The sequence below is a fragment of the Haloglomus salinum genome, assembly GCF_024298825.1.
Taxonomy (GTDB): Archaea; Halobacteriota; Halobacteria; order Halobacteriales; family Haloarculaceae; genus Haloglomus; species Haloglomus salinum.
The window spans coordinates 3,369,895-3,394,077 of the sequence record NZ_CP101153.1 but is presented as its reverse complement, the minus strand read 5'-3'; the positions used below and the strand labels follow the sequence as shown (position 1 = coordinate 3,394,077).

Genomic DNA, 24,183 nt, shown 5'->3' with positions numbered 1-24,183 from the left:
AGTCCGGAAGCCAAGACATAAATTTAGGTTCGCCTAATCGGGTCGCGTGACCCGGAACGACGGCCGCGACCGGACACCCAGCGAGCGGGTCGATGTCTGCGTCGTCGGGAGCGGCCCGGCCGGCGCGCTCGTCGCCCGGGACCTCGCTAGCGCCGGCTACGCCGTCGTCGTGCTGGAGGCCGGCCCGCGTTTCGACCGCGGCGAGCGACTCGAGCGGATGGAACGCGCCATCCGCCCCGCGTGGGGGCCCGAGGACGTGTGGGAGATGGGCGGCGAGCGCGACGCGTTCAGTTCTACGGGCCCCCGCTACTACCCACTCAATCAGGCTCGGGTGAAGGGTGTCGGCGGGTCGACGCTCCACTGGCAGGGGATGGTGATGCGGCTTCACGAGGACGACTTCCGCCGGCGGAGCGTCGACGGCGTCGGCGTCGACTGGCCCATCGCGTACGATGACCTGCGGCCGTACTACGCGGCGGCGGAGTCCGCGATGGGCGTGGCGGGCGCGAGCGACAACCCGTTCGCGCCGCCGCGCGAGGAGCCGTTCCCGCTGCCGGCGTTCGAGCCCTCCTACTCCGATGCGCTGTTCGCGGAGGCCTGCGAGCGACTCGGTGTCGCCACCCACACGGTCCCGAACGCCCGGAACTCCGAGCCCAACGACGACCGCTCGGCCTGCGTCGGCTACGGCACCTGCAAGCCCGTCTGTCCGTCGGGCGCGAAGTACAGCGCCGACTACACCGCCGAGGCCGCCGAGGAGGCGGGCGCGCGCATCATCGACCGCGCGCCGGTCCAGCGACTCGTCCCGTCGCGTGACGGCTCGACGGTCGAGGCCGCCGTCTACGCCACGCCGGACGGGCGCGAACACCGCCAGGAGGCACGCCAGTTCGTCGTCGCGGCCGGTGGCGTCGAGACCCCCCGGCTCCTCCTGCTGTCCGAGGATACCGACCGCGGCCACCCGGACGGTCTGGCGAACTCGTCGGGCTGGGTCGGGCGGGGATTCATGGACCACCTGTTCGTCGGCACCGGGGGACGACTCGACCGGCGAACCCGGCAGAACCACATCGGCTTCCTCACGAGCGAGAGCCACGCGTTCTACGACGAGCCGGGGCGCGCCACCGAGGGGACCGGCGGCGCCATCCCCGGGAGCGACGCCGACCTCGGGCCCATCAAACTGGAGTTCCTCAACTACGCCGGCCCCTCCCCCGTGGAGGTGGCGATGGACGCCGGGGAGTTCGGCGACGACCTGCTCGAACGGCTGCGCGCCGACTACGGCACCCACATCGCGATGGGCGGGCTCGTCGGACAGCTCCCCCGGAAGGAGAACCGCGTCACGCTGGACCCCTCGCGCACGGACGACCACGGGAACCCCGTGCCCGATGTCCAGTGGGCGCTCGACGACCGCACCGAGCGCACCATCGAGCGTGCCCTGGACATCCAGACACGCATCCTGCGTGAACTGGGCGCGACGGTCGAAGTGACCATCGGCCACGACACCACCGGCCCGGCGTACCACCAGATGGGCGCCACGCGGATGCACGTCGACCCGTCGAAGGGGGTCGTGGACGGCCGACTGCGAACACACGACATCTCGAACCTGTCGCTCGTGGGTTCCTCCGTGTTCGCGACCAGCGGTGCGATGAACCCGACCCTGACCATCGCGGCGCTCGCGCTGAAGTGTGCGAGCCACCTCGACGAGGACCTGTAGGCCGTCGCGCCGCTCGCGAGAACGGGCGGCCTTCCTCAGCCGGACTCGACTCTCACGCTCGGACACCCCCCACCGACCGGAACGCGAGAAACGTTTGGACTGTTCTACGACCAATACCCATTCGTTTGTCGCCATTTTCGACTACAATCCTTACGAATACCAATAGATATTAGTCACTCTGTCCGGTACCCGGAGATATGAATCGGAACGATGGACGGAAGGAGACGGGAGGGAGTCAGAACTGGGGTCACTGTCTCGCCTGCAGCGGGCCGATCGCTGGCGGTCGAGGGGAGGGCGGCCCGTACTGTCCGGAGTGCACCGACCCGGAGGGTGGTCGCCCGTGAGCACGGGGGAATCCCTGTCTGAAGCGTCCTGGGGCGCCCACGACCTGGAGTACGGGACCGACGACCCGGACGACCCCGAGGAACTCACCATCTTCAGCCCGGAACGGCCGAACCTCACCACCGAGTGGATCACCATCGAGTACGGCGAGGCCGTCCCGTCGACGGAATGGGAGTGACTGCGGTAGTAGGGGCGCCCATCCGTCGCGTGAGTCGACCGGCAGGCCACGGGACAGCCATCACGCTTTCGTGCCTCCGGAACCCACATCGGGCACGTCATGGGCATCACGACGAAACTCAAGCGGCTGCTCGGACTCGTCGAGGGCCACGAGGAGGAACTCGCGGCAACGGTCAGCAAGCGGACCAGTGTGAGCAAGGAACAGGCCGAGAAGGGACTCCGGAAGGCGACCGACGCGGTCGACACGGGGTCCGGGGAACGCGGTAACTGAGTCCCGAGCCGTACGGCCACCGTTGTGCTAATCCTGCTATCTCCGATTCAGAGCCCATACTCCGAGCATATCCACTAGAGACGTGCCACAGCTCAACAGAACCGGGAATAATGCAGAAGCCAGGGCCGTCCGCTAGTCCAGGACGAGCAGCACGTCACCCTGGTCGACGGACTGACCCTCCTCGACGGGGACCTGTGCGACGGTCCCGCCGAACTCGGCGACGATGTCGTTCTCCATCTTCATCGCCTCCAGCACGACGACCACGTCGCCGGCTTCGACCTCGTCGCCCTCGGCGACGTTGACCTCCAGCACCGTGCCCTGCATCTCGGCGTTGATGGTCTCGCCCTCGGCGGTGACCTGCTGGCCGCCGCCACCGGAGCCACCACCGCCTCCGCCGCCTCCACCGCCGCCCGACGGGCGACCGCCACCGCCGCCACCCTGGGCACCGGCCGCGACGAGCGCGTCAGCGCTCTCCTCTAAGTTGACCTGGAAGCGCTTGCCGTTGACCTCGACCGTGAACTCGCGCTCGACGGTCTCCTCGTCGCTGCTCGTGCTGGCGTCCCCGGTTCCCCACTTCTCCTGGGCCTCCTCGAAGCGCGAGCGGTCGATATGCTCGTCGAGGTACTTCGTGGTGTGGGTCCCATTCAGGAACGCCTCGTCCTCCAGCATGAGCCGGTGGAACGGGATGATGGTCGGGATGCCCTCGATGTCGTACTCGGCGAGCGCGCGCCGCGAACGGGCGATACACTCCTCGCGGTCCGACCCGTGGACGATGAGCTTCGCGATCATCGAGTCGTAGTCGGTGACGAGGTCGTCACCCTGCCGGGAGGCGTCGTCCAGTCGGACACCGATGCCGCCCGGCGTGTCGTACGTCTCCAGTTCGCCGCCGCTGGCGGGCGCGAAATCGTCGGCCGCGTTCTCCGCGTTGATGCGGTACTCGATGGCGTGGCCGTCCAGCTCCACGTCCTCCTGGTCGAAGGTGATCTCCTCGTCGGCCGCCACGCGAAGCTGCCACTTCACGAGGTCGATGCCGGTCAGCTCCTCGGAGACGCAGTGCTCGACCTGGATGCGGGTGTTCACCTCCAGGAAGTAGAAGTCCGTGTCCGGACCCAGCAGCTCGTCGGGGCCGTCGCGGTCGTCCTCCTCCTCGACGAGGAACTCGAACGTGCCGGCGTTGTAGTAGCCGGCCTCGTCGGCGCCCCGGCGGGCGGCCTCGGTGATCTCCTCGCGGAGCTCGTCGGACAGCGCCGGCGAGGGCCCCTCCTCGATGACTTTCTGGTAGCGTCGCTGGAGCGAGCAGTCACGCTCGCCGATGTGACGAACGTTGCCGTGGTGGTCCGCGATGATCTGCACCTCGATGTGGCGGGGGTCCTGGAGGTACCGCTCCATGTAGACGTTGTCGTTGTCGAAGTAGGCCTCCCCCTCGCGCATGGCGGTCTCCAGCTTCTCCTCTGCCTCGTCGGGGCCGCGGACTACCTTCATCCCGCGGCCGCCGCCGCCGCCCTCGGCCTTGATGGCGATGGGGTAGCCGTACTCCTCGCCGAACTCCTCGACCTCCGCGGGGTCCTCCACGGGGTCGGTCGTCCCCGGGACGATGGGCACGTCGGCATCGCGCATCGTCTTCCGGGCGTGGGTCTTCTCGCCCAGCTGCTCCATCGACTCGGAAGCGGGGCCGACCCAGGTGATGCCGTCGGTGTTCTCCACGCGCTCGGCGAACGATGCGTTCTCCGCGAGGAAGCCGTAGCCCGGGTGGATGGCATCGGCGTCGGCCTTCTGCGCGGCCTCGACGATGGCCTCCTGGTCCAGGTACGAGTCGGCCGCTCGCGCGGGCCCGACGTTGTACGCTTCGTCGGCGAACCGCACGTGCCCGGAGTGCTTGTCGGCCTCGCTGTAGACGGCGACCGTCCCAACACCGAGGTCCTCGCAGGCCCGCATCACGCGAACCGCGATTTCACCCCGATTGGCGACGAGAACCTTGTCGAACATTATCAGGCGACGGTGCCAGTGCCTTCCCCCTTAGTGTACCGGTTCCGGCCAGGAACAACGCGTTGTATGTTTACCAACTGTCGTCTGGTTGTTGACGATGTCACGGTGACCACGTCCGCTGGAGCGGCGCCGACGCCCGTCTAGCGGGTGGTATGGCCGTTGAGAGATGGTTCGGAACGGCTTCAGAGCGGTGAGGTGAGAGGGAGGTCGAAGCGATTTCAGAGCGGGATGTTCCCGTGCTTGCGGTCGGGCGTGTCCGCACGCTTGCGGGATAGCATCTCGAGGTCCTGCACCAGCCGCGGGCGCGTCTCGGGGGGTTCGATGACGTCGTCGACGAAGCCGCGCTCGGCCGCCTTGTACGGGTTCGCGAACGTCTCGCGGTAGTCGTCGATGAGCTCCTGCCGGCGCGCCTCGGGGTCGTCGGCCTCGGAGAGCTCCTTCCGGTAGAGGACGTTGACGGCGCCCTGCGGCCCCATCACCGCGATCTCGGCGGTCGGCCACGCGTAGTTGACATCGGCGCCGATGTGCTTCGAGGACATCACGTCGTACGCGCCCCCGTACGCCTTCCGCGTGATGACGGTCATCAGGGGAACGGTCGCCTCGCTGAACGCGTACAGCAGTTTGGCCCCGTGCTTGATGATTCCGCCGTGCTCCTGGTCCTTGCCGGGCATGAAGCCGGGCACGTCGACGAACGTGAGGATGGGGATGTTGAACGCGTCGCAGAAGCGGACGAAGCGCGCGCCCTTCACCGAGGCGTCGATGTCCAGCGTCCCCGCGTTGACGCGGGGCTGGTTGGCGACGACACCGATGGAGCGCCCGTCGAGGCGCGCGAACCCGGTGAGCAGGTTCCGGGCGAAGCGGTCGGCCACCTCGAAGAACGAATCCTCGTCGACGACACGCCCGATGACATCGTGCATGTCGTACGGCTTCTGTGGCGAGGACGGGACCACGTCGTTGAGGCCCTCGTCAGCGCGGTCGGGGTCATCCCACGGCTCGACGCGGGGCGGGTCCTCCATGTTGTTCTGCGGGAGGTACGAGAGGAGGTAGCGGAGGTCGTCGAGCGCGGCCTCCTCGTCCGCCCGGGTGAAGTGCGCGACGCCCGACTCGGAGGAGTGGACGCCCGTGCCACCGAGTTCGTCGAAGGTGACCTCCTCACCGGTGACCGTCTCGATGACGTCCGGCCCGGTGATGAACATGTGGCTGCTCTCCTCGACCATCAGGATGAAGTCCGTGATGGCGGGGGAGTAGACCGCGCCGCCTGCGCAGGGACCCATGATGGCCGAAATCTGCGGGACGACGCCCGAGGCCTGCTGGTTGCGGTGGAAGATGTCGGCGTAGCCGGCCAGCGAGTCGATTCCCTCCTGGATGCGCGCGCCGGCCGAATCGTTCAGGCCGATGATGGGGATACCCGTGTCCATCGCCTGGTCCATCACCTTGCAGACCTTCTGGGCGAACACCTCGCCGAGCGAGCCACCGAGGACGGTGAAGTCGTGGGCGAAGACGGCGACCTGTCGCCCCTCGACGGTCCCGTAGCCGACGACGACGCCATCGCCGGGGAACTTCTTCTCGGCCATATCGAAGTTGGTCGAACGGTGCTCGCGGAGCGTGTCGACCTCGCGGAAGCTGTCGTCGTCGAGGAAGTACTCGACCCGCTCGCGCGCGGTCATCTTCCCCTTCTCGTGTTGCTTCTCGATGCGGTCCTCACCGCCGCCGAGTTCGGCCTCGCGCTTGCGCTCGCGCAACTCCTCGATGTCCTCCTCGTCTACCACGACGACCACCCTGTCACTGGCGCCGTATGCGTGCCAACGCGAACCATGGGCGGGCGAACGACCGGCCCCCGCAAATGCGTTCCGGGATGCACTGGGGGAGACCCGTCAGCCAGTGGACTCGTGTCGGTCCAGCCGAGGTACGGCCCACGGCCGCACCAGAACGGCTACGGATATCACAGACGGCGACAGGACCGCGGCTCGACGCGCCGAGCGTCCGGCGGCTGCCGGTGGGCGACGGCCGGGTGCGCCAGTCCGCCAGTGGAGAGCTCAGACCGGTGCGCCGGTGAGGTCGGTGACGCTGAGTGCGACCGTCACCAGTACCGCGAGGAGAACGACGGTCCGGAGCGACCAGAGCCACAGCGGGGCGAGGTCGTCGAACGAATCTCCCGAACCGATTCGGAGTTCGTCAACGGCATCGGGAGCGAGCACCCATCCGACGAACAGGACGAGCAGGAGCACTGCGACGGGCAGGAGCAGGTTCACGGCGATGCTGTCGAACCAGCTCAGCCAGGCGGTGTCCCAGGCAGACGGGATGCCGAGGAGGAAGAGGAGCACACCGAGTACGGCAGTCGTCCGCTTGCGCTCGAACCCGTGCGTGTCGACGAGATACGACACCGCGACCTCCAGCAGCGAGATGGCCGAGGAGAGCGCGGCGATGAGGATGACGACGAAGAAGGCGACACCGACGACCCGTCCGGCTGCTCCGAAGTCGGCCAGAGCGGTGGGGAGCGCGATGAACACGGCGCCGGGGCCGGAGGTATCCGGGCCCACGCCCTGCGTGAACAGGAGCGGGAAGACGACCAGTCCCGCGAGGATACCGATGGCGGTGTTCGTCACGGCGATGGAGAGGCCGTCGACGGGGAGGCTCTCGTCACCGTCGATGTAGGAGGCGTAGGTTATCATGACCGCGAAGCCCAGCGAGAGCGAGAACAGCGCCTGCCCGACCGCTGCGGGGATCACGCTGGGCGCGTTCGCGACGATGACGCCGAAATCCGGCGTGAGGAAGTAGTCGTACGCCTCGCCGGCTCCCGAGAGCGAGGCCCCGTAGCCCACGAGCCCGACGAGGATGAGGATGATAGCCGGAACCATCACCTTGGTCGCTCGCTCGATTCCCCCCTCGATGCCGAAGGCCACGATACCGACCGCCAACAGCATGAACAGCGCGTGGAGCGCGACGGCCTCGGGCCCAGCCGAGACGTTGCCGAAGAACACCTTCGGGTTCGACCCGTAGCTCCCCATCGCGGCCTGGCCGATGTACCGGATCACCCAGCCGCCGACGACGCTGTAGTACGAGAGGGTCCAGAAGCCCGCGAAGACCCCCAGCGCGCCGACCGCTCGCCAGCCGGGATGGCCGAGTTCGTCGAACGCGCCGATGGCATCCATCTCGGCCCGACGGCCGACGACGAACTCGGCGAGAATCGCCGGAAGTCCGATGACCACCACGGCGACGAGGTAGACGAACAGGAAGGCTGCGCCACCGTTCGTCGCTGTCTGGAAGGGGAAGCGCCAGATGTTGCCCAGGCCCACTGCACTCCCGACGGACGCCAGGATGAATCCCAGCCGCGTCGTCCACGTCTCGCGGTCACTCATGACCCGCTGTATCGAGGGGGACCCCAAAAATCGTGCGAAATTTGCCGTTTCAGACAGTGTATGTCAATATCTGGCAATATCTGCGGTCTGCCGGAACGCCGGAACGCTCTTTCTCTCCGGCCCCGACCCGCCGGCACGATGGACGACGAGACCGGAAACGCCGACGGCGAGCGCGAGAGCTACCAGCTCGGTCCCGACGGCACTCCGGTCGGGTCCGGGACGGACCGCGCTCCCGACCCGGAGCCCGAGACGACTGTCGAGCATCGGCAGGCGGCCCGCCGCGCGCTCGGCGCGGACGACGTGGAGAGCGCCCTCGACCACCTCGACGAGGCCCTCGGACTCGCGCGCGAGGACGGGAACGACGCGCTCGTGGCGGGCGTGCTGACCGACCGCGGCAACGTCCGGGTGGAGCGGGCCGATTCCGACGAGGGGGACCCACGGGCCGAACCGGACGCCGACGAGGTCCGGACGGCCATCGAGGCCGCCGTCGCTGATTACACCGCCGCGCTCGATGCCGACCCCGAGAACGGGGAAGCCCTGTTCAACCGTGGCCTCGCCCGCGCCCGCCTCGGGAGGCGCGAGGCCTCCACCGCCGACCTCGAACGCGCGGCCGACGCCGGAACCGGACACCCGTTCCTCGTGCGCGGGAACACGTACGCGGAGGCGGGCGCCGACGAGTACGCCCGCGAGGACTTCACGCGCGCCATCGACCGCACCGACGCCGCGCGAGCGTACTTCAACCGCGGGAACGCGAACCGGCGACTGGGCGACGAGGACGCCGCCGCTACCGACTACGAGGCCGCGCTCGACCGGGCCGACGAGCTACCGGACCACGGCCTCCGGGTGCTAGTCGAACTCGGCGAGGTCACCGAAGGCGAGACGGCGGCGACACACCGGGTCCGGGCCGCCTTCCTCGCAGTCGCCGGGCGTGACGTGTGGCGTGGGACGGCGCTCGCGGAACGAGCACTCGGCGACGCCGCCGAGGTGACCGACCCCTGGGTCGACGCTGCAGCCCTGGTCGTGGCCGGTGACGCCATCCGCGGGGCCGCCGGATACGGCCCCGACGACGAGGTTTCGGCGGACGTGCCACGTCTCCGCGAGCGACTGACCGACACCGACCTCCCGGACGCGACGGCCGCGCTCGTCACCGGTGCGATGGCAGGCTACGACGCCGCCGAGGCCGTATTCGACGCCCTCGACACCGACGTGGATATCACGGCGGCTGTCAGTGACCGCGACCACACGGCGCTCAGACACGCCGCCGCGGCCGAACTCGGGCGCCAGCTGAGACTCTATCGTTGAGGCTGAGCGGAACGGATCTTCAAGATACCCTCGGTTTTTTCGCCAAAGATGCCGTGTATCTCTCGAAGGTTGACCCTGATGGGACTTATGCCAGCTCCCGATAGGAGTAGTAGAACCGCTGGAGTGCGGTCAGATGGCCGACGACGGCGAAGAACACGAGCAGGCCACCGACGACCCCCAGTTGCCCGAGCGGGCCGGCCGCGACGGTGCCGGTGACGAACGCCGCGACCGTCGCGCCGAGCCCGATGATGACGAGGCGGTCGGCCCGACCGACGAGTCCGCCGTAGACGCGGTCGAGCCCGACGGCCTGGGCCTGTGTCCCGAGGTAGGAGGTCATCAGGACGCCCGTGACGGCCGCGAGGCCGAGCGCGTACCGGCCGCTCCCGGCGGCCAGCCCCACGAGCAGGAGGATGTCGGCGTACCGGTCGAGGACGTGGTCCAGCAGGTCGCCCGCCGGGGAGTCGGTTCCGAGTTCGCGTGCGAGTTCACCGTCCAGCACGTCCAGCGCGCCGTTGAAGAAGACGAACACGGCGCCGAGCAGGTAGAACAGGGGGTTCGACCCGCCGAGCGCGAACGCGACCCCGGCGGCACCCGCCAGCACGACCGCGAGGACGCTCACCTGATTCGGCGTCAGGCCGAGGCGAACGAACAGCGAGACGAACGGGTCCGCCACGCGCTTCGCGGTCGAGCGGTACTGGTCGAGCGTCACGCGCCGTCACCTCCATCCTCTGGCGGGGCCTCCGCTCCCGGCTCCGGGAGCGTCGAGCCGACGAGGTAGTCCGTGAAGTCGACGATACCGACCGCCGGGTCGCGCTCGCCGGCCACGACCGCCGCGACCTCGTCAGCGACCGCATCGGGGTCCCGGTCGGTGGTGTCGACCTCGTGGACGGCGGTCGTGCCGTGGCGGTCGACGGATTCGGAGAGCACGACATCGAGCGCCTCGCTTTCGGCATTCTCCGCGGCCGAGGCCTCGGTTTCGCCGCGCTCGCGGAGCCGTTCGAGGATGCGCTCTGGATGCGCGCGCAGGACGACCACCCGGTCCACGTCAAGCAGGTGCGCGAGGTGCGAGTCGAGCACCAGGTCGGCGTCGTCGTACTCGTCCACCAGCCACTCGCGGACGGCGTCGAGGTCGACGACGAGCGAGTCGCGGGCCTCGTCGGTCGACTCCACGAGCCCCTCCTCGCGGACGATGTCGTTCAGGTGGACCACATCGAAGTCGAACCCGTCGCGCTCGGCCAGCAGCCGGGTCGCGGTGGTCTTCCCGGTGCCCGGCGTCCCGGTGACGGCGACCCGCATCACTCGTCCCCCACGTCATCAGGTCCGTCGGTCGGTGGTCGGGGGCCGTCCATCCCGAAGCCCCCGCCCGCCGCGTCCGGGGGAGCGCCGCCGGTCGCCCCGTGCGGGTCCTGCATCGCGAGCACCTCGTTCAGCACCTCGACCGCCCGGGTCGTCTCGGCCTTCGTCCCGCAGGTGATGCGGATGCACCCCGGCAGGCCGAAGCTCGACGCGTCGCGGACGATGACGCCGCGCCCCTTCGCGGCCTCGAACACCGCCTCGGCATCGCCGACCTCCGCGAGGACGAAGTTCCCCTGGCTGGGCCAGGTCTTCGCGGCGAGGTTGTCGTGGACGAACTCGCGGGCCCAGGTCGCGGACTCGACGGTCGTCTCGACGTGGTCGTCGTCTTCCAGCGCCGCGAGGCCCGCCCGGAGCGCGAGTTCGTTCACGGCGAACGGCGTGTTGATGCGGGCGTAGGCGTCGCCCCACGACTCGGGTGCGAGCAGGTAGCCCAGCCGTACGCCGGCTAATCCGTGGGATTTCGAGAACGTCCGCAACACTGCGACGTCGTCGCGCTCGCGCACGAGGTCGACCTTCGAGGGCGCCTCCGAGAACGCGCCGTACGCCTCGTCGACCAGGACGACCGTGTCGTCGGCCACGCCGTCGGCGACCTCGAGGATGGCTTCGCGTGGAATCTCCCGACCTGTCGGCGAGTGCGGGCTGATGAGGTAGACGACCCGCTCCCCGTCGTACGCGTCGAGGACGTTCTCCGGTCGCTGTTCGAAGTCCTCCTCCTTGTAGAGCGGATACGTGTTCACGCGGCCGTGATGGTAGCGCACGGACATCGCGTAGTAGGCGAAGCCGGGGTCCGGGACGAGGACCGAGTCATCCGGCTCCAGCATCGCCCGCGCGAGGTAATCGAGCGCGCCGTCGCCGCCGTTGGCGAGCCAGACCTGCTCGGGCGCGAGGTCCCAGCGCTCGGCGAGCGCGTCCTGCAGGTCGGCGTGGGCGGCCTTCGGGTAGTGGTGGACGCCGTCGGCGTGTTCGCGCATGGTCTCGACGGCGGCCGGCGAGGGGCCGTGCGGGTTCTCGTTCGACGAGAGTTTGACGAGGTCGTCGGGGTCGATACCGACCTCGCGGGCGACCTCCTCGATACCTCGGCCGGCCTCGTAGGGCGTGAGCGCCGACAGGTCCCGCGGTTGCATACTCGAAGGGTGCGGTCGGCCCCGCTTAAGCGTGTCCGAAGCGGGGCGAACGGGTCGGTGACTGCTGGGCATGGTACCACACTGCTGTCCTGATGACGATGTTCCTGCGGGCCGAATCCTTTTGGACGATAGCGGACCAATCGGTGATGATGGCGAGTTCCACCCGACCCGAGGATGCTTCGCGGGCCGACGAGGTTCACCTCTGGCGTGAGGAGGAAACGTGGGTCGCGAAGGATGTCGAGACCGGTGTCGCCAGCCAGGGAGACACCCGCGAGGAGGCACTGGCGATGCTGGACGAGGCGGTCGCACTCCACGAGGGGGAGACCGGGCGCCCGGTCACGGATGAGGATCTCCGGAAACTGGGTATCGACCCCGATTCGGTTCCCGACGAGCCGAGAGAGCCGGACGCACCCTGGTTCGACGACGAGTGACGCGGCGCACGTTCACCGGCCAGGATGTCGCGACAGCCCTCACGGAGATGGGATACCGGCCCGTCGATCGAGCCGGGAGTCACCTGAAGCTTCGGTACGTCCACCCCGAAACCGACGAGGTGCGCAACGTCACCGTCCCGATACACGGGGAAATCGACACCGGGACGTTGCAGTCTATCGCCGACCAGTGCGGTGCCGATGAGTTCGAAGCCTGGTGTGACTGGATAGCGGAACTGCTGTAGTGCTACAGCAGCCGGTCCGCGATGATGTTCTTCTGTATCTCGGAGGTCCCCTCGTAGATCTTCGTGATGCGGGCGTCGCGGTAGTACCGCTCGGCGGGGTGGTCGCTCACGTAGCCGGCGCCACCGAACACCTGGAGGGCCTCGTCGGCCACCTCGACGGCGTGCTCGGAGGCGAACAGCTTCGCCATCGAGGCGAACTTCGCGGCCTGGTCGGGGTTCCCCTCCTCGACGTTGGCGGCGGCACGGTAGACGAGCGAGCGGGCGGCCTCGATGTCGGTCGCCATGTCTGCGAGCTTGTGCCGGATGGCCTGGAACTCACCGATCTTCTGGTCGAACTGCTCGCGCTCGCCGGCGTAGTCGAGGGCGGCGTCGAACGCACCCTGTGCGGCGCCGACGGCCTGCGCGGCGACGCCCGTCCGGCCGGATGCGAAGAAGTCCATCAGCTGGTAGAACCCCTTGTCGACCTCGCCGATGACGTTCTGCTCGGGGATGCGGGCGTCGTCGATGACGACCTCCGCGAGGTCCGACGCGCGGATACCGAGCTTGTTGTCGATCTTGGTGGGCTGGAACCCGTCCAGGTCCGTCGGGACGAGGAAGGCGGTGATGCCCTTGTGCCCCGCGTCCCGGGTCGTCTTGGCCATCACGACGCCCACGTCCGCGACGGTCCCGTTGGTGATCCACATCTTGTTGCCGTTGAGGACCCACTCGTCGCCATCCTTCTCGGCGTGGGTCTCGATACCCGCCACGTTGGACCCGTGTGCGGGCTCGGAGATGCAGGAACAGGACGCCGACTCGCCGGCAGCGATGCGGGTGAGCCACTCCTCTTTCATCCACTCGTCGCCGTACTTCAGAATCATCGAGGAGCCGAAGCCAGCCGAGCCGATGGCGCTGCCCAGCCCAGGGTCCGCGCGCCACAGCTCCTCCGTGACGATACAGCGAGCGAGCATGTCCATCCCGGCACCCCCGTACTCCTCGGGGATGTGGGGTGCGACGAAGTCAAGGTCCGCAGCCTTGCGGCGGAGGTCCTCCGGATAGATCTGCTCCTCGTCGTGTTCGCGCGCGACGGGTTTCAGTTCCTCCTCGCCGAAGTCCCGGACGGCCTTCCGAATCGCCTCGTGCTCGCCGGTCGTGGTGAACGACATACTCCGCATTTGGGTTTCCGGTGTTAAAAGATATTCCCTACTGGCTGGAAGTTGTTAAAGCGTGGCGACCGGCACCCGGCAGTGGCCGGGGAAGTCAAATACGGGCTCCACCGAGAGGCGGACTCACTCCCCCTGGAACTCCGGAGAGCGTCCCTCCATGAACGCGGTAGCCCCCTCCTCGTGGTCCTGCGTGGCGAACACCTGCGCCTGCAGCGCGGCCTCGTTGTCGAGGGCGTCCTTCAGCGACATGTTGAGCCCCTGGCTGATTGCCTGCTTCGAGGTACGCAGGGCGATGGTCGGACCCGAGGCGATACTCTGGATGAGTTCGTCGGCCTCGGCCTCGAACTCGTCGGCGTCGTAGACGTGGTTGAAGATACCCTCCTCGCCGGCCTCCTCGGCCGGGAGGAGTTCGCCCGTGAACACCAGCTCCTTGGCCTTGTTCTCTCCCACGATGCGCGGCAGCAGGTACGAGGTCCCGGAGTCGACCGCGAGGCCGACCTGGCGGAAGCCGAAGCTGATGCTCGCGTCCGTGCTCGCCAGCGGCACGTCCGTCGCGATGGCGAGGTTGGCGCCGGCACCGTAGGCCACGCCGTCGACCTTCGCGATAGTCGGGAGGTGGAACTGCGCGACACGCATGATGGCGCGGTGGGTGTTGTGCTGGATGCGCTCGACGGCCTCGTGGAGTTCGGCCGCCCCGGACATCATCTCCATCATTGAGTTGACATCACCACCGGCGCAGAAGGTTCCCTCCGTCCCCGTGATGACGAGCGCCCGGACGTCCGGGTCCTCCTCGGCACGGTCCACCGCGTCGATGATGGCGTTGGACATGTCCCCGGTCAGGGCGTTGCGGTTGTCGGGCCGGTTCAGCGTCAGTGTCGCGACGCCGTCGTCGACGTCGTACAGCACGGGCTCGCTCATGCGACCGTGTGGTCCGGGCCTTACAACGTAAACCTTCCCGTGGAGGCGGCGGCCGTACTCCCCTAGCTGGGCTCCCCGGTGCTGTCGTACCGGTCGGCGACCTCGAACGGGAACACCGTCCGACAGAAATCGATACCCATGGGCGTGAGGCGGACGCTCCCGCGTCTGACGGCCGGGCGGCGGGCGGCCTCCTCAGCGCGCTCGACGTTCGGCTGGGCCTGGAGGACGCGGTACTGCCCGAGGTCGTCGAGGGCGCTACGCTCGATGCTGAGGAGCCCGAGCCGTTCGAGGTTGTCGATGTAGACATCCGCACGGTCCTCGTATCGCAGGCCAGCGTCCGTATCCAGCATGGTCAGTCCGTCGGCGACGAGCGACCCCTCGCCGACCGGGATGAGTCCCTTGTCGTAGACGTCGAGCGCGGGCTGGGGTCCCTCCGTCGCGAGGAGGCGGAGGATGCGCGCCTCGTCGGCTGACAGCTGCTCGATGACCCGGACGTACGCGGGATGGAACGGCTCCTCGTGGTCGACATCCGCGGAGAGTTCGAGGAGCCGCTGGCCACGGTCCCGGAGGTCGGCGACGGTCACCGGCCCGTCCGCATCGTCGGTGTCGGGGCGCCGGCTGCCCCGCTGGTCCGAACTGCCGTTCGCCCGGTTGCGTCCGAGGCTGCCGAACGGGAGCCCCAGCCGCCCCAGTTCGTCCCGGGCGATGTCGGTCGTCTCCTCGAGCAGGTCTCGTGGCGATTCGGAGGTGAACGCAGCCTCGGCCATCCGTCCGCCGGCCCGCAGCCCCGCGAGTCCGGCGTACTCGCCGGTGTTGGCGGCCGCCGTCACGAGCATCCGAGCCACCTTCAGCGACTCGTCGAACCGCTCCTCCAGGTCCTCGACATCGAGGTCGGTGGTGTCGATGCCGGCGTCGTCGAAGACCGTCAGCATGTCCTCGAAGTCGCGGTCCTGGACGGTATCCGGGTCGTCCCGAGCCTCCTCGAGCAGCTCGACGAGCCGGTCGAGGTCCTCCTCGTCCACGTCCGACGTGTCGAGGTCCTTCTCGGTCACGTCGAGCGGGTCGGGGCCGGAGTCACCACTCCCGCGGCCGTCACCCCGGCGGCCGGGACTTGCACCGTCCCCGGAATCGTCCTCCTGGTGACGGTCTCGGCCAGCCGCAGTGTCGTCTCCGTCACCCGGAGTCGCCGTGCCGTCGGCTGCCGTCGGGGCAGTGTCATCTCCGGACGGGTCGTCGTTCGACGAGGACATGTCGGTGCCGTTGTCCGTCGCGTCCCCGTTCCGCTGCTTATCGGTACCGGTACCGTCCGGGGACGGGTCGGACGGGTCATCCGACGCGCGTGGGCCGGTCCCGGGAGCTCCCGGTTCGGGGGATGAGCCCCCGGGGCTGGGGTCGTTGCCGGGGTCCCGCGTCGTCATGCGGCGGTCACCACCAGAAGCTGGATCCAGCCGGCGACGAAGCCGAGGACGGCACCCAGTCCGATGAGCATCCACTCGTCCTCCTCGAAGGCCGTTCGGAGGGTCTCGACGTACTGGTCCGGCGGCATCTCCGCCAGCCGGCTGGCGATGAGTTCCTCGATAGCCACGGCGCGTTCCTCGTTGAACTCGGGGTCTGTCATGGGTTCGATGGAGATCTCGGCCGCTTCCGCCGCCATCCGTTCACGCATCGCCTCGTACTCGCTGGTCCCCGTCGCCACCCGGACCGCCGGCCCGGCGACACCCATGGCGCGGTCCACCTCCGGACGGAGGAGGTCCCGGAGCATCCGACGGGTCCGGTCGGACTTTCGGCCGTGGAGCATGTCTCTGGCGACGTTCTCCAGCGTGATGGTGTTCTGTGCGACCTCGCGGCCGTAGGCGCGCGCGACCTCGGGCTGGCGCTGGATGAACAGGCCCTGCAGTTCGAAGGGGCCGAGCGTCTTCTTCTCGACGGGGTTGAAGATGACCTTCAGAGCGATCCAGTTCGTGACGTAGCCGACCGTGGCACCGACGACCGGCAGGACCCACCAGGCATCGATGAGGAGGAACAGCGGGATTGTGAAGAAGCCGAGGAAGCCGCCGATGAGGAACCCGGAGTTGATGACGAACCGGAGCTCCTTGTCCCCAGCTTCGAAGAACAGGCGGTTGATGAGCTCCGGATTCCGCTCCATGTTCCGGATGACCATCGTCTTCACGTCCAGCAGCTCGTCGATGTTCTCTCCGAGCTCCTCGGTGACGGTGTCGACGATCTGCGGGAGCCGGGATTCGACGCGCCGATGTACCAGTTCGTACATCGGCTCGGGCATGTTGTTCCAGAGGTCGGGATGTTCCTGCCGGATGACATCGTCGACGAGTTCGTGGATCTCGTCGCCGGATTCGGTGAGGATATGCTGTGCGATGCGGTCGGGGTCGAACGTCTCGTAGAACTCGCGCTGTGTGGCCAGCTTCGAGATGCCGGTGTCGACGGAGATACTGGCCATCTTGTCCGCGCGTGCGGGAATGATGCCCTGCCAGCCGACCCGCCCCTGCAGGAGGCCCGGAATCTGCTGGATCCGGTTCGGGAGCTTGACCACCACATCCTGCAGTCCGGGCACGCGGAATCCGAGGTGGTTTATCGGGTAGAACAGCATCTTGATGCCGAACCAGTTGGTGATGTAGCCGATTATCCCCGAGATGAGGGGGATGAGCAGGAGCCGTGGTTCGATCGGCAGGGGTGGAATCATTGCTGGCTGGCGTCGGTGGCTGGCGCGACTGGGCGCAGTGAGATACCGCCCGCGCGGTCGAGGGTCCGCCCGGCGCCCACCGGGTTCGGGGGGACGCCCTCGGGTGGTTGAACCGGGATTCCGACTGCATTAACTTAATACCACGGTTAAGCAGGTGGTCAGTCTCCCTCGGGCCGATTCCCGCCTCACGCGGTGAAACCGCCCGACTGCGTGGCGCCGAGAGACGGTGTAACATGGCACCCACCATCCAAAGATGGTACTGAATGGTTTTCAGAGTAGATATGGACCAAACCACCCAATGATTAAGTGGTTCGCCGCCGGAGATGAACCTAGACGGCACACTCCGCCGGGGGCCCGGCGAGCCCGTGCCGCAACCGAAGTGACCCATCATGAGCGACGATAACGAGAACACAGTCATCGGTACGGCGTTCGAACTACAGCGGAACACACTCAAGCTCGGCCAGCGCGCGCTGGAGCAGACCGCGGAGACGCGGCGCAGCTTCAACGACCTCGTCATCGGCGGGCTGGAGACCCAGGAGGAGGCACAGAAGCGCACGCTCGAGTTCAGTCAGGAGTCAATCGACAGCCTGCTCGACGCCATCGAGGAGAACGTCGACGGGTCCGAGGACACGGTCCAGGATATCCGCGACGCCGTCGACGAGGGGTTCGAGGACATCCAGGAGCAGCAGGGTGAGCTGTTCGAGTCGCTCTCCGAGCGCTACGACCCCGACGAGGAGGACGTCCGCCCGCTGAGCGAGGAGTTCCTCGACGCGCTCAACGAGCAGCTCGACTTCCTCATCGACGCCAACGAGGAGCTCGAGGGCGCCACCGTCGACACCTTCGAGGAGGTCCTCGACCGGCTCGAGGAGCTCCAGGACGAGTACGAGAACCAGGGCGAGGAGTTCCAGAACCAGTTCGAGGACCAGCTCGACCGGTTCCAGGACCAGTTCGAGCAGCGTCTCGACCGCCTGCAGGAGGTCCAGGACCGTTTCGAGGAGCTTCAGGACGAAGTCGAAGAGGACCTCGAGGAGATCGAGGAGTCGCTCGACGACGTCGAGATCGACGACGAGGAGGAGTAGCTCACCGACCCGGGACGAGCGGTCGCCCGATATCGGGGGCCGCATCGCCCCACTCCACGCAGTTCTCAGCCACCGGTGCCGACCGGCTTCGGCCCGTTGTTTACTTTCCTGGCCGACCGCTATTAAATAGCGCCGCATATCGGCGGTCAAAACGTTTTCTCCCGGACCGACCACCGACGGATACAGCGAATGGACGGAACTGACGCCGGCACGGTATTGGTGGTAGCGTTGCTCCTGCTGGGCTCCATTGCAGGGGCTGGACTCGTCGCGGCCGAGGACTTCGCCAGTTCCTCCGACGGCGACCTCACCAACGGCGAGGTCATCAAGGTCGGAGAGGACGACGACGACCAGGTCAAGGACATCAACTACACGTTCGTCATCGCGGACCACACCCCGGGCAAGGAGGTCGACGCCCGGCACTTCGCGGTCGGGTTGACCGAGAACGCGACACTCCACCGCATCAAACTGTACAGCGAGGACTTCGGGTACAGCAACTGCGAACCGGATAACACGGCGGCGTTCGGCATCGACCGGAACGACGACGACCCCGGCACCAACACGGACGTCTCGCTGCTGACCTCCTTCAAGAGCTACACCTCCGAGGAGGACTTCATCGATATCAAGTACTACAAGGAGGAGAAACTCGCCGGCTCACCCATCGGTGGCTCCGTCTACGACCAGATCGTCGCGGCCCAGAACGGCTGTTACGACAACCCCTCCGAGCCGGGCTGGTACCGCATCAACGGCACCATCACCGGGAGTACCAACGGCGATACGACGACCGACTACAAGATCCGCGACCTCTCGCAGTGGATCTACATCTGTGACTGTTCCTCGCGTGCCGAGGCCGAGCAGCAACTCGGCCCGCCGCCAGGACAGGACGGCTCCGATAGCGGCGACAGCGGGTCCGGGGACAGCACTCCGACGGCGACGGCCACCGCGACGGAAACCGCGACCGCCGCGCCGGGCGAGTCGACGGCTACGGCGACCGCCACCGTGACGGCCACCGCGACTCCGGAGGCGACCGCGACGGCGACGGCCACCGCGACGGAAACCGCGACCGCCGCGCCGAGCGACGGTGGCGGTGATGGCAGTGATGGCGGTGGGAACGCACCGACGAGCACCGCGACCGCCACACCGGGCACCGACGGTGGAGGCGAAGCCGGTGACGATTCGAGCGCGGCGACGGCGACCCAGCAGCCCGCACAGGGCGACGCCGGCGCCGGGCAGCCCTCGACGCCGACGGTCGGCGACGGCCCCGGCTTCGGTGTGGTAGCCGCACTCGTCGGCGCACTGCTGGCCGGGGTGCTCGCACTGCGGCGCGACTGACGCCCGAGCGGCCTCCCCCCCGGCGGTCGAGGACGGCGACTGATAACTCTCCCTTCAAATATGAACAGAACGTTCAAAAAGTTCCTGCCCGTCGACTCGGCGCATAGATGAGTGTTGCGACAGGGCGGAACGTGGTGCTGGGGACGGTCGCACTGGTGGTAGTCATGGCCGTCGTCGGAATCGGCCTCGCCGCGGCAGCCGACAAACCTAGCGCGACGGACGGTGACGTAACGAACGGTGAAGAGTTGAAGTCCGCGGAGGACGACGAGGACCAGGTCCTCGATACGAACTACACGTTCGTCATCGATAACCCACAGCCTGGTGCGGAGGGCGACGCCCGGCACTTCGCCGTCGGGTTGACCGAGGAGATCACGCTCCACCGCATCAAGCTGTACAGCGAGGATATCGGCTACAGCAACTGCGAGCCGGACAATACGGCGGCGTTCGGTATCGACCGCGGCAACGACAACCCCGGCACGAACACGGACGTCTCGCTGCTGACCTCCTTCAAGAGCTACACCTCCGAGGAGGACTTCATCGACATCAAGTACTACAAGGAGGAGAAACTCGCGGGCGGCCCCATCCAGGCGTACGTGGACGACCAGGTCGTGGCCGCACAGAACGGCTGTTACGACAATCCGTCCGAACCGGGCTGGTACCGCATCAACGGTACCATCACCGGGAGTACCAACGGCGACACGACGACCGACTACAAGGTCCGTGACCTGTCCGGGTACTTCTACGTCTGTGACTGTTCCTCGCGCGCCGAGGCCGAGTCGACGCTCGGCCCGCCGCCGAACGAGGACGGTGGTAGCGACGGCGGCGACGCCAGCACGCCGACGGCGACTGCGACTGCGGCGGCGACCGCGACCCCGTCGGGCAGCGACGGTTCGACGGCTACGGCGACCGCGACTGCGACGGCATCCGCGACCGCAACGGCCACGGCATCCGCGACCGCGACCGCGACGGCATCCACGACCGCAACGGCAACCCCGGACAGCGACGATAACGAGGGAGACGAGCGCACGGACACCCCGACGGCGACGGCCGCGAGTGGCGGCAGCGACGGCGGGAGTGCGAACACCGACACGGCGACCGCGGCGCGCCAACCCGCGCAGGGAGACGCCCCGGACTCCGGGACGGTCGGGACCCCCACAATCGGTTCCGGACCCGGGTTCGGTGCCGGGGCGGCGCTTCTGGGCGGACTCGTCGCACTCCTGCTGGCGCGCCGGTAACTCGGCCCAGCACGATTTCTGTCGAACAGGTACGGGCGAATTTAAAAAGCCGCAGTTCTGTCGCCCAACCCGGATGTGGGAGAGCCCGTTCATAGACGACTGAGATATGCGACCGAAACACACGACCACGCTCCTCGTGGTGGCGTCGCTCGTCCTCGCATCCGCGGTGGGTGCGGGGCTCGTCGCAGCCGAGGACCTCGCAAGCGCCACCGACGGCGATGTCTCCAACGGCGAGGAGCTGAGAGCAGCGGAAGACAACGATGACCAGATCTACGAGGTCAACTACACCTTCCGCCTCGAGAACCACCAGCCCGGCGTCACCGACGGCGCGGCGAAGCACTACGCCGTGGGCCTGACCGAGAACGGGACCCTCTACCGCATCAAACTGGTCTCGGACGACTTCGGATTCGGGAACTGCGAACCGAGTGACGCCAGCGCGTTCGGTATCGACCGCGGCAACGACGACCCCGGGACGACCACCGACAAGTCCCTACTGACGGCCTACAAGAGCTACACCTCCGAGGAGAACTTCATCGACATCGTCTACTACCGGGAATCACAGCTGGCCGGCGAACCGGTCCGAGGGAGCGTCCACGACCAGATCGTCGCGGCACAGAGCAACTGCTACGACAACCCCTCCGAGCCCGGCTGGTACCGCATCAACGGCACCATCACCGGCCACGTCGACTCCGACGATAGCGGAACGGACACAGACTACAAGATCCGGGACCTCTCGCAGTGGGTCTACGTCTGCGACTGCGATTCTCGCGCGCAGGCCCGCGAGAAACTCGGCCCGCCGCCGAGCGAGGGCGGTGGCGACCCCGGTACCGCGACGGCCACGGCGACTCCGGTAGAGACCGCGACGGCGACACCCGAGAGCGGCGGAGAGGGGGGCGATACCGCCACCGCAACGCCGACTCAGACGCCGACTGCGACGCCGACGCCCGCGAGCGGTGGAGGGAGCGGGAGCACCACCGCAACGGCGACCGCGACCCCGACCGCCACCGGCGGCGGCGGTGGCACCGGGGGGACGGCGACCGCAACCGCGACCGCAGCCGGCAACGGCAGCGGCAGTACCGCGACTCCGACCGCCACCGTCGGTGGTGACACCGATAGCAGCAGCGGCGACAACCAGACGCCGACCGCCGGGTCCGGTCCCGGTTTCGGCGTCCTCGCGGCCCTGCTGGGCGGGCTGTTGACAGCCGCGCTCACGCTCCGGCGGCGCGACTGAGTCGGCGTGAGAGCCACTCTCGGACGAGTCGTCATGTTCTACAAGAGCTACACCTCCGAGGAGTATTTCATCGATATTAAGTACTACAAGGAGTATAAACTCGCAGTGGCGAATACAAGCAAGAAATGAAAGGAACTTACCGAATAAACTAGATATATAGAGAATATCTAGCGGCGCCCTGCGCTCAGTCCTCGGACCCGAGGTAGGCCTTCCGGACCGCCGGGTCGTTCGTGATCTCCTCGGGGGTGCCGTCGGCGATTTTCTCCCCGAAGTTGATGACGATGGCGCGGTCGATGAGCTGGAGCAGACCGCGCATGTTGTGGTCGACGACGATGAACGTCGTGCCCTCGTCGCGGAGGCTCCGGATGAGGTCCGACAGACCCTTTACGTCCTCCTCGGCGAGGCCGGCGAACGGCTCGTCGACCAGCAGGAGGTCCGGGTCGGTCGCCATCGCACGGGCGAGTTCCAGGCGGATCATGTCCGCGTGCGGGAGTTCGTCGGGGAGCTGGTGGAGTCGCTCGCCGAGGCCGACCCGCTCGCAGAGCTCGACGGCCTTCGCCTTGGTCCGCCCGCGCAGCCCGGAGGTCGAGAACAGCTTGTCCGGGACCAGCGATATCTGGACGTTACCGACGACCGTGCGGTCCTCCAGGGGCCTGAACTCCTGGAAGGTGCGGGCCATCCCGTTCTGGACCATCCGATAGAACGCAGAGCCCGTGACCTCCTGGCCGTTGTAGTAGACGGTCCCCTCGCTGGGCGGGTAGACGCCGGTGATGCAGTTGAACGTGGTCGACTTCCCGGCACCGTTCGGGCCGATGAAGCCGAGTATCTCCTGTTTCTCGACCGCGAAGGAGAGGTCGTCGACGGCGACGAGCCCACCGAACCGCTTGGTGAGACTGTCGACGACCAGCACGCCGTCGTCGGGGCCGTAGCTCTCGGACGCGTGGTCGGTCGACTCGCCGGCCGCACCGTCCTCCAGGTCGGTGGGAGTGTCGCCTCCCTCTGATTCGGCACTCATCGGTCGTCACCTCCGCCCGTCAGTTCGCGGAGTTCGCGGGTGAACTTCGCGACGATGCGCTCGAGGGTCGTCGAGCCGCCCTCGGTCCAGCCGGGGCCCGCACCGTCGGCCGCGACCTCCTGTTCCTCGCCGCCGTCGCCACCGGACCCACCGGTGCCGTCGTCGGCGCTCTCCTCCCGACTGCGGACGGCCCGCAGGATGCGGGGCACCATCCCCTCCGGGATGTAGAACAGGAAGAGGAACGTGGCGGCGAGGAAGAGGAAGAAGTAGATCTCCGCGATATCGACGCCGAGCACGGGGACGGTCGCGTTGATGTTGGCGATGTAGATGCGGAACAGGAACAGGACGAGCCCCGCGACCGCGGCCCCGACGATGGTCCCGATGCCGCCGAGGATGGCGGCGATGATGACCTCGATGCTGATGACCAGTGCCAGCAGGTCGCTGGGCGTGGCGATGCCACCGAGGTACGTGTGGACGTACATGGCGCCGGCGAGGCCGCCCACGCTCCCCGAGAGGATAAAGGCGAACAGCTTGAACTTCGCCGGGTTGAGGCCCGCGGCCTCGACCGCCAGTTCGTCCTCGCGGATGGCCGTCAGGACGATTCCCGCGTCCGAGCGGGTGATAGCCAGGAACAGCCCCAGCGTGAAGACGAACAGGAGGAACGCGTAGGCGTAGTTCATCGCGGGGTCGACGCTGAGGGTCCCGGTGAACTTCCCCGTCGCTCCGCCCGTGAGTTCGGGCGCGAACTTGAACAGGCCCAGCACGATGATCGGAGTGACCAGCGTGATGAGCGAGAAGTACGGCCCCTGGAGTCGCAGCGACGGAACACCGATGAGCAGGCCGGCGATGGCCGCCGCGACCATCCCCAGAGGGATGCTCATCATCAGTCCCAGGCCGAAGTCGGCGTTGAGGATAGCACTGGTGAACCCGCCGACCCCGAAGAAGAGACCGTGACCGAACGATATCTCGCCGGTGTACCCCGAGACCACGTCCCAGGACATCGCGAAGATGGCGAAGAACAGCGCTCCGGTGAAGTTGCCCAGGAGCAGGCTGTTCACTCTGACGATACCGAGCCCGGGGACGGCGACGCCGTACCCCCGGAGCAACGGGAGTATCGCCAGCAGCAGCAGACCGAACAGCCCGAACCGGGTGGGCCATCCGAACCCGCGTGGGTCGAACAGCTCGAGGAGGCTCTGCTCCTCGTACTCGTCGGCGGTCGGCGCGTCGGTAGTTTCTCCTGCCAT

At 67.6% G+C, this 24,183-nt stretch carries 22 protein-coding genes; 10 read left to right on the top strand and 12 right to left on the bottom strand.

Annotated features, from left to right (window positions below; all coding sequences use genetic code 11):
- Positions 1-46 precede the first annotated feature (46 nt).
- From NL115_RS16530 to NL115_RS16520, 3 genes are all read left to right on the top strand, one after another.
- Positions 47-1,702, top strand: coding sequence for a GMC family oxidoreductase (locus tag NL115_RS16530; protein WP_254830430.1), 1,656 nt, complete (start codon positions 47-49; stop codon positions 1,700-1,702).
- 340 nt (positions 1,703-2,042) lie between these two features.
- Complete coding sequence (locus NL115_RS16525; RefSeq protein WP_254830429.1) at positions 2,043-2,222, top strand: hypothetical protein; 180 nt, start codon at positions 2,043-2,045, stop codon at positions 2,220-2,222.
- A 99-nt stretch (positions 2,223-2,321) separates the two neighbouring features.
- Positions 2,322-2,492, top strand: a complete 171-nt coding sequence (locus NL115_RS16520; protein ID WP_254830428.1) for a hypothetical protein — start codon at positions 2,322-2,324, stop codon at positions 2,490-2,492.
- A 132-nt stretch (positions 2,493-2,624) separates the two neighbouring features.
- Here NL115_RS16520 and NL115_RS16515 read toward each other — a convergent pair whose 3' ends face one another.
- From NL115_RS16515 to NL115_RS16505, 3 genes are all read right to left on the bottom strand, one after another.
- Positions 2,625-4,478 carry an acetyl/propionyl/methylcrotonyl-CoA carboxylase subunit alpha gene (locus NL115_RS16515; protein ID WP_254830427.1) on the bottom strand — a complete coding sequence of 618 codons (1,854 nt, stop codon included), beginning with the start codon at positions 4,476-4,478 and terminating at the stop codon, positions 2,625-2,627.
- Between the two features lie 218 nt (positions 4,479-4,696).
- The gene (locus NL115_RS16510) at positions 4,697-6,247 is read right to left on the bottom strand and encodes an acyl-CoA carboxylase subunit beta (RefSeq protein ID WP_254830426.1); all 1,551 of its coding nucleotides are present in this window, start codon (positions 6,245-6,247) and stop codon (positions 4,697-4,699) included.
- Positions 6,248-6,514: 267 nt separating this feature from the next.
- A complete protein-coding gene (locus NL115_RS16505; protein ID WP_254830425.1) occupies positions 6,515-7,837 on the bottom strand; it encodes a sodium-dependent transporter in 1,323 nt (440 codons plus the stop codon).
- Positions 7,838-7,975: 138 nt separating this feature from the next.
- On the opposite strand from NL115_RS16505, the gene NL115_RS16500 reads away from it, so the two are divergent.
- On the top strand, positions 7,976-9,139 hold the full coding sequence (locus NL115_RS16500; RefSeq protein WP_254830424.1) for a tetratricopeptide repeat protein: 1,164 nt from the start codon (positions 7,976-7,978) through the stop codon (positions 9,137-9,139).
- Positions 9,140-9,224: 85 nt separating this feature from the next.
- On the opposite strand, the gene NL115_RS16495 is transcribed toward NL115_RS16500, so the two are convergent.
- The 3 genes from NL115_RS16495 to hisC are packed head-to-tail and all read right to left on the bottom strand — an operon-like array spanning position 9,225 to position 11,619.
- A complete protein-coding gene (locus tag NL115_RS16495; protein ID WP_254830423.1) occupies positions 9,225-9,848 on the bottom strand; it encodes a CDP-alcohol phosphatidyltransferase family protein in 624 nt (207 codons plus the stop codon).
- On the bottom strand, positions 9,845-10,435 hold the full coding sequence (locus NL115_RS16490; protein ID WP_254830422.1) for an adenylate kinase family protein: 591 nt from the start codon (positions 10,433-10,435) through the stop codon (positions 9,845-9,847). Before NL115_RS16490 ends, NL115_RS16495 begins: the two co-directional genes overlap by 4 nt.
- A complete protein-coding gene (gene hisC / locus NL115_RS16485) occupies positions 10,435-11,619 on the bottom strand; it encodes a histidinol-phosphate transaminase (protein ID WP_254830421.1) in 1,185 nt (394 codons plus the stop codon). The genes NL115_RS16490 and hisC overlap by 1 nt, the downstream gene beginning before the upstream one ends.
- A gap of 149 nt (positions 11,620-11,768) precedes the next feature.
- Here hisC and NL115_RS16480 point away from each other — a divergent pair, with 149 nt between their 5' ends.
- A complete protein-coding gene (locus tag NL115_RS16480) occupies positions 11,769-12,050 on the top strand; it encodes a type II toxin-antitoxin system HicB family antitoxin (RefSeq protein WP_254830420.1) in 282 nt (93 codons plus the stop codon).
- Positions 12,047-12,292, top strand: a complete 246-nt coding sequence (locus tag NL115_RS16475) for a type II toxin-antitoxin system HicA family toxin (protein WP_254830419.1) — start codon at positions 12,047-12,049, stop codon at positions 12,290-12,292. The genes NL115_RS16480 and NL115_RS16475 overlap by 4 nt, the downstream gene beginning before the upstream one ends.
- 2 nt (positions 12,293-12,294) lie before the next feature.
- Here NL115_RS16475 and NL115_RS16470 read toward each other — a convergent pair whose 3' ends face one another.
- The 4 genes from NL115_RS16470 to NL115_RS16455 all read right to left on the bottom strand — a co-directional run bounded on the left by NL115_RS16470 (position 12,295) and on the right by NL115_RS16455 (position 17,050).
- Positions 12,295-13,434 (bottom strand): acyl-CoA dehydrogenase family protein, encoded by a 1,140-nt coding sequence (locus tag NL115_RS16470; protein WP_254830418.1) that lies wholly within the window; start codon positions 13,432-13,434, stop codon positions 12,295-12,297.
- A 123-nt stretch (positions 13,435-13,557) separates the two neighbouring features.
- On the bottom strand, positions 13,558-14,352 hold the full coding sequence (locus NL115_RS16465) for an enoyl-CoA hydratase/isomerase family protein (protein ID WP_254830417.1): 795 nt from the start codon (positions 14,350-14,352) through the stop codon (positions 13,558-13,560).
- 62 nt (positions 14,353-14,414) lie between these two features.
- Positions 14,415-15,770: an Abi-alpha family protein gene (locus NL115_RS16460; RefSeq protein ID WP_254830416.1), complete on the bottom strand. Its 1,356-nt coding sequence runs from the start codon at positions 15,768-15,770 to the stop codon at positions 14,415-14,417.
- Complete coding sequence (locus NL115_RS16455) at positions 15,767-17,050, bottom strand: DUF445 domain-containing protein (protein WP_254830415.1); 1,284 nt, start codon at positions 17,048-17,050, stop codon at positions 15,767-15,769. Before NL115_RS16455 ends, NL115_RS16460 begins: the two co-directional genes overlap by 4 nt.
- 389 nt (positions 17,051-17,439) lie before the next feature.
- Here NL115_RS16455 and NL115_RS16450 point away from each other — a divergent pair, with 389 nt between their 5' ends.
- The 4 genes from NL115_RS16450 to NL115_RS16435 all read left to right on the top strand — a co-directional run bounded on the left by NL115_RS16450 (position 17,440) and on the right by NL115_RS16435 (position 21,924).
- Positions 17,440-18,129 (top strand): hypothetical protein, encoded by a 690-nt coding sequence (locus NL115_RS16450; RefSeq protein WP_254822022.1) that lies wholly within the window; start codon positions 17,440-17,442, stop codon positions 18,127-18,129.
- 189 nt (positions 18,130-18,318) lie between these two features.
- Positions 18,319-19,458, top strand: coding sequence for a PGF-CTERM sorting domain-containing protein (locus NL115_RS16445; protein ID WP_254830414.1), 1,140 nt, complete (start codon positions 18,319-18,321; stop codon positions 19,456-19,458).
- Between the two features lie 107 nt (positions 19,459-19,565).
- A complete protein-coding gene (locus NL115_RS16440; RefSeq protein ID WP_254830413.1) occupies positions 19,566-20,693 on the top strand; it encodes a hypothetical protein in 1,128 nt (375 codons plus the stop codon).
- Positions 20,694-20,799: 106 nt separating this feature from the next.
- Positions 20,800-21,924: a hypothetical protein gene (locus NL115_RS16435; RefSeq protein WP_254830412.1), complete on the top strand. Its 1,125-nt coding sequence runs from the start codon at positions 20,800-20,802 to the stop codon at positions 21,922-21,924.
- Between the two features lie 184 nt (positions 21,925-22,108).
- Here NL115_RS16435 and NL115_RS16430 read toward each other — a convergent pair whose 3' ends face one another.
- The gene (locus NL115_RS16430) at positions 22,109-22,939 is read right to left on the bottom strand and encodes an ABC transporter ATP-binding protein (RefSeq protein WP_254830411.1); all 831 of its coding nucleotides are present in this window, start codon (positions 22,937-22,939) and stop codon (positions 22,109-22,111) included.
- The gene (locus NL115_RS16425; RefSeq protein ID WP_254830410.1) at positions 22,936-24,183 is read right to left on the bottom strand and encodes a branched-chain amino acid ABC transporter permease; all 1,248 of its coding nucleotides are present in this window, start codon (positions 24,181-24,183) and stop codon (positions 22,936-22,938) included. The genes NL115_RS16430 and NL115_RS16425 overlap by 4 nt, the downstream gene beginning before the upstream one ends.

Bases quoted from the DNA above. Each gene is read 5' to 3' on its own strand.
- NL115_RS16520 (WP_254830428.1), top strand. From the start codon at position 2,322: ATGGGCATCACGACGAAACTCAAGCGGCTGCTCGGACTCGTCGAGGGC.
- NL115_RS16515 (WP_254830427.1), bottom strand. From the start codon at position 4,478: ATGTTCGACAAGGTTCTCGTCGCCAATCGGGGTGAAATCGCGGTTCGC.
- NL115_RS16505 (WP_254830425.1), bottom strand. From the start codon at position 7,837: ATGAGTGACCGCGAGACGTGGACGACGCGGCTGGGATTCATCCTGGCG.
- NL115_RS16500 (WP_254830424.1), top strand. From the start codon at position 7,976: ATGGACGACGAGACCGGAAACGCCGACGGCGAGCGCGAGAGCTACCAG.
- NL115_RS16490 (WP_254830422.1), bottom strand. From the start codon at position 10,435: ATGCGGGTCGCCGTCACCGGGACGCCGGGCACCGGGAAGACCACCGCG.
- hisC (WP_254830421.1), bottom strand. From the start codon at position 11,619: ATGCAACCGCGGGACCTGTCGGCGCTCACGCCCTACGAGGCCGGCCGA.
- NL115_RS16480 (WP_254830420.1), top strand. From the start codon at position 11,769: ATGGCGAGTTCCACCCGACCCGAGGATGCTTCGCGGGCCGACGAGGTT.
- NL115_RS16470 (WP_254830418.1), bottom strand. From the start codon at position 13,434: ATGTCGTTCACCACGACCGGCGAGCACGAGGCGATTCGGAAGGCCGTC.
- NL115_RS16465 (WP_254830417.1), bottom strand. From the start codon at position 14,352: ATGAGCGAGCCCGTGCTGTACGACGTCGACGACGGCGTCGCGACACTG.
- NL115_RS16460 (WP_254830416.1), bottom strand. From the start codon at position 15,770: ATGACGACGCGGGACCCCGGCAACGACCCCAGCCCCGGGGGCTCATCC.
- NL115_RS16455 (WP_254830415.1), bottom strand. From the start codon at position 17,050: ATGATTCCACCCCTGCCGATCGAACCACGGCTCCTGCTCATCCCCCTC.
- NL115_RS16450 (WP_254822022.1), top strand. From the start codon at position 17,440: ATGAGCGACGATAACGAGAACACAGTCATCGGTACGGCGTTCGAACTA.
- NL115_RS16445 (WP_254830414.1), top strand. From the start codon at position 18,319: ATGGACGGAACTGACGCCGGCACGGTATTGGTGGTAGCGTTGCTCCTG.
- NL115_RS16440 (WP_254830413.1), top strand. From the start codon at position 19,566: ATGAGTGTTGCGACAGGGCGGAACGTGGTGCTGGGGACGGTCGCACTG.
- NL115_RS16435 (WP_254830412.1), top strand. From the start codon at position 20,800: ATGCGACCGAAACACACGACCACGCTCCTCGTGGTGGCGTCGCTCGTC.
- NL115_RS16430 (WP_254830411.1), bottom strand. From the start codon at position 22,939: ATGAGTGCCGAATCAGAGGGAGGCGACACTCCCACCGACCTGGAGGAC.
- NL115_RS16425 (WP_254830410.1), bottom strand. From the start codon at position 24,183: ATGGCAGGAGAAACTACCGACGCGCCGACCGCCGACGAGTACGAGGAG.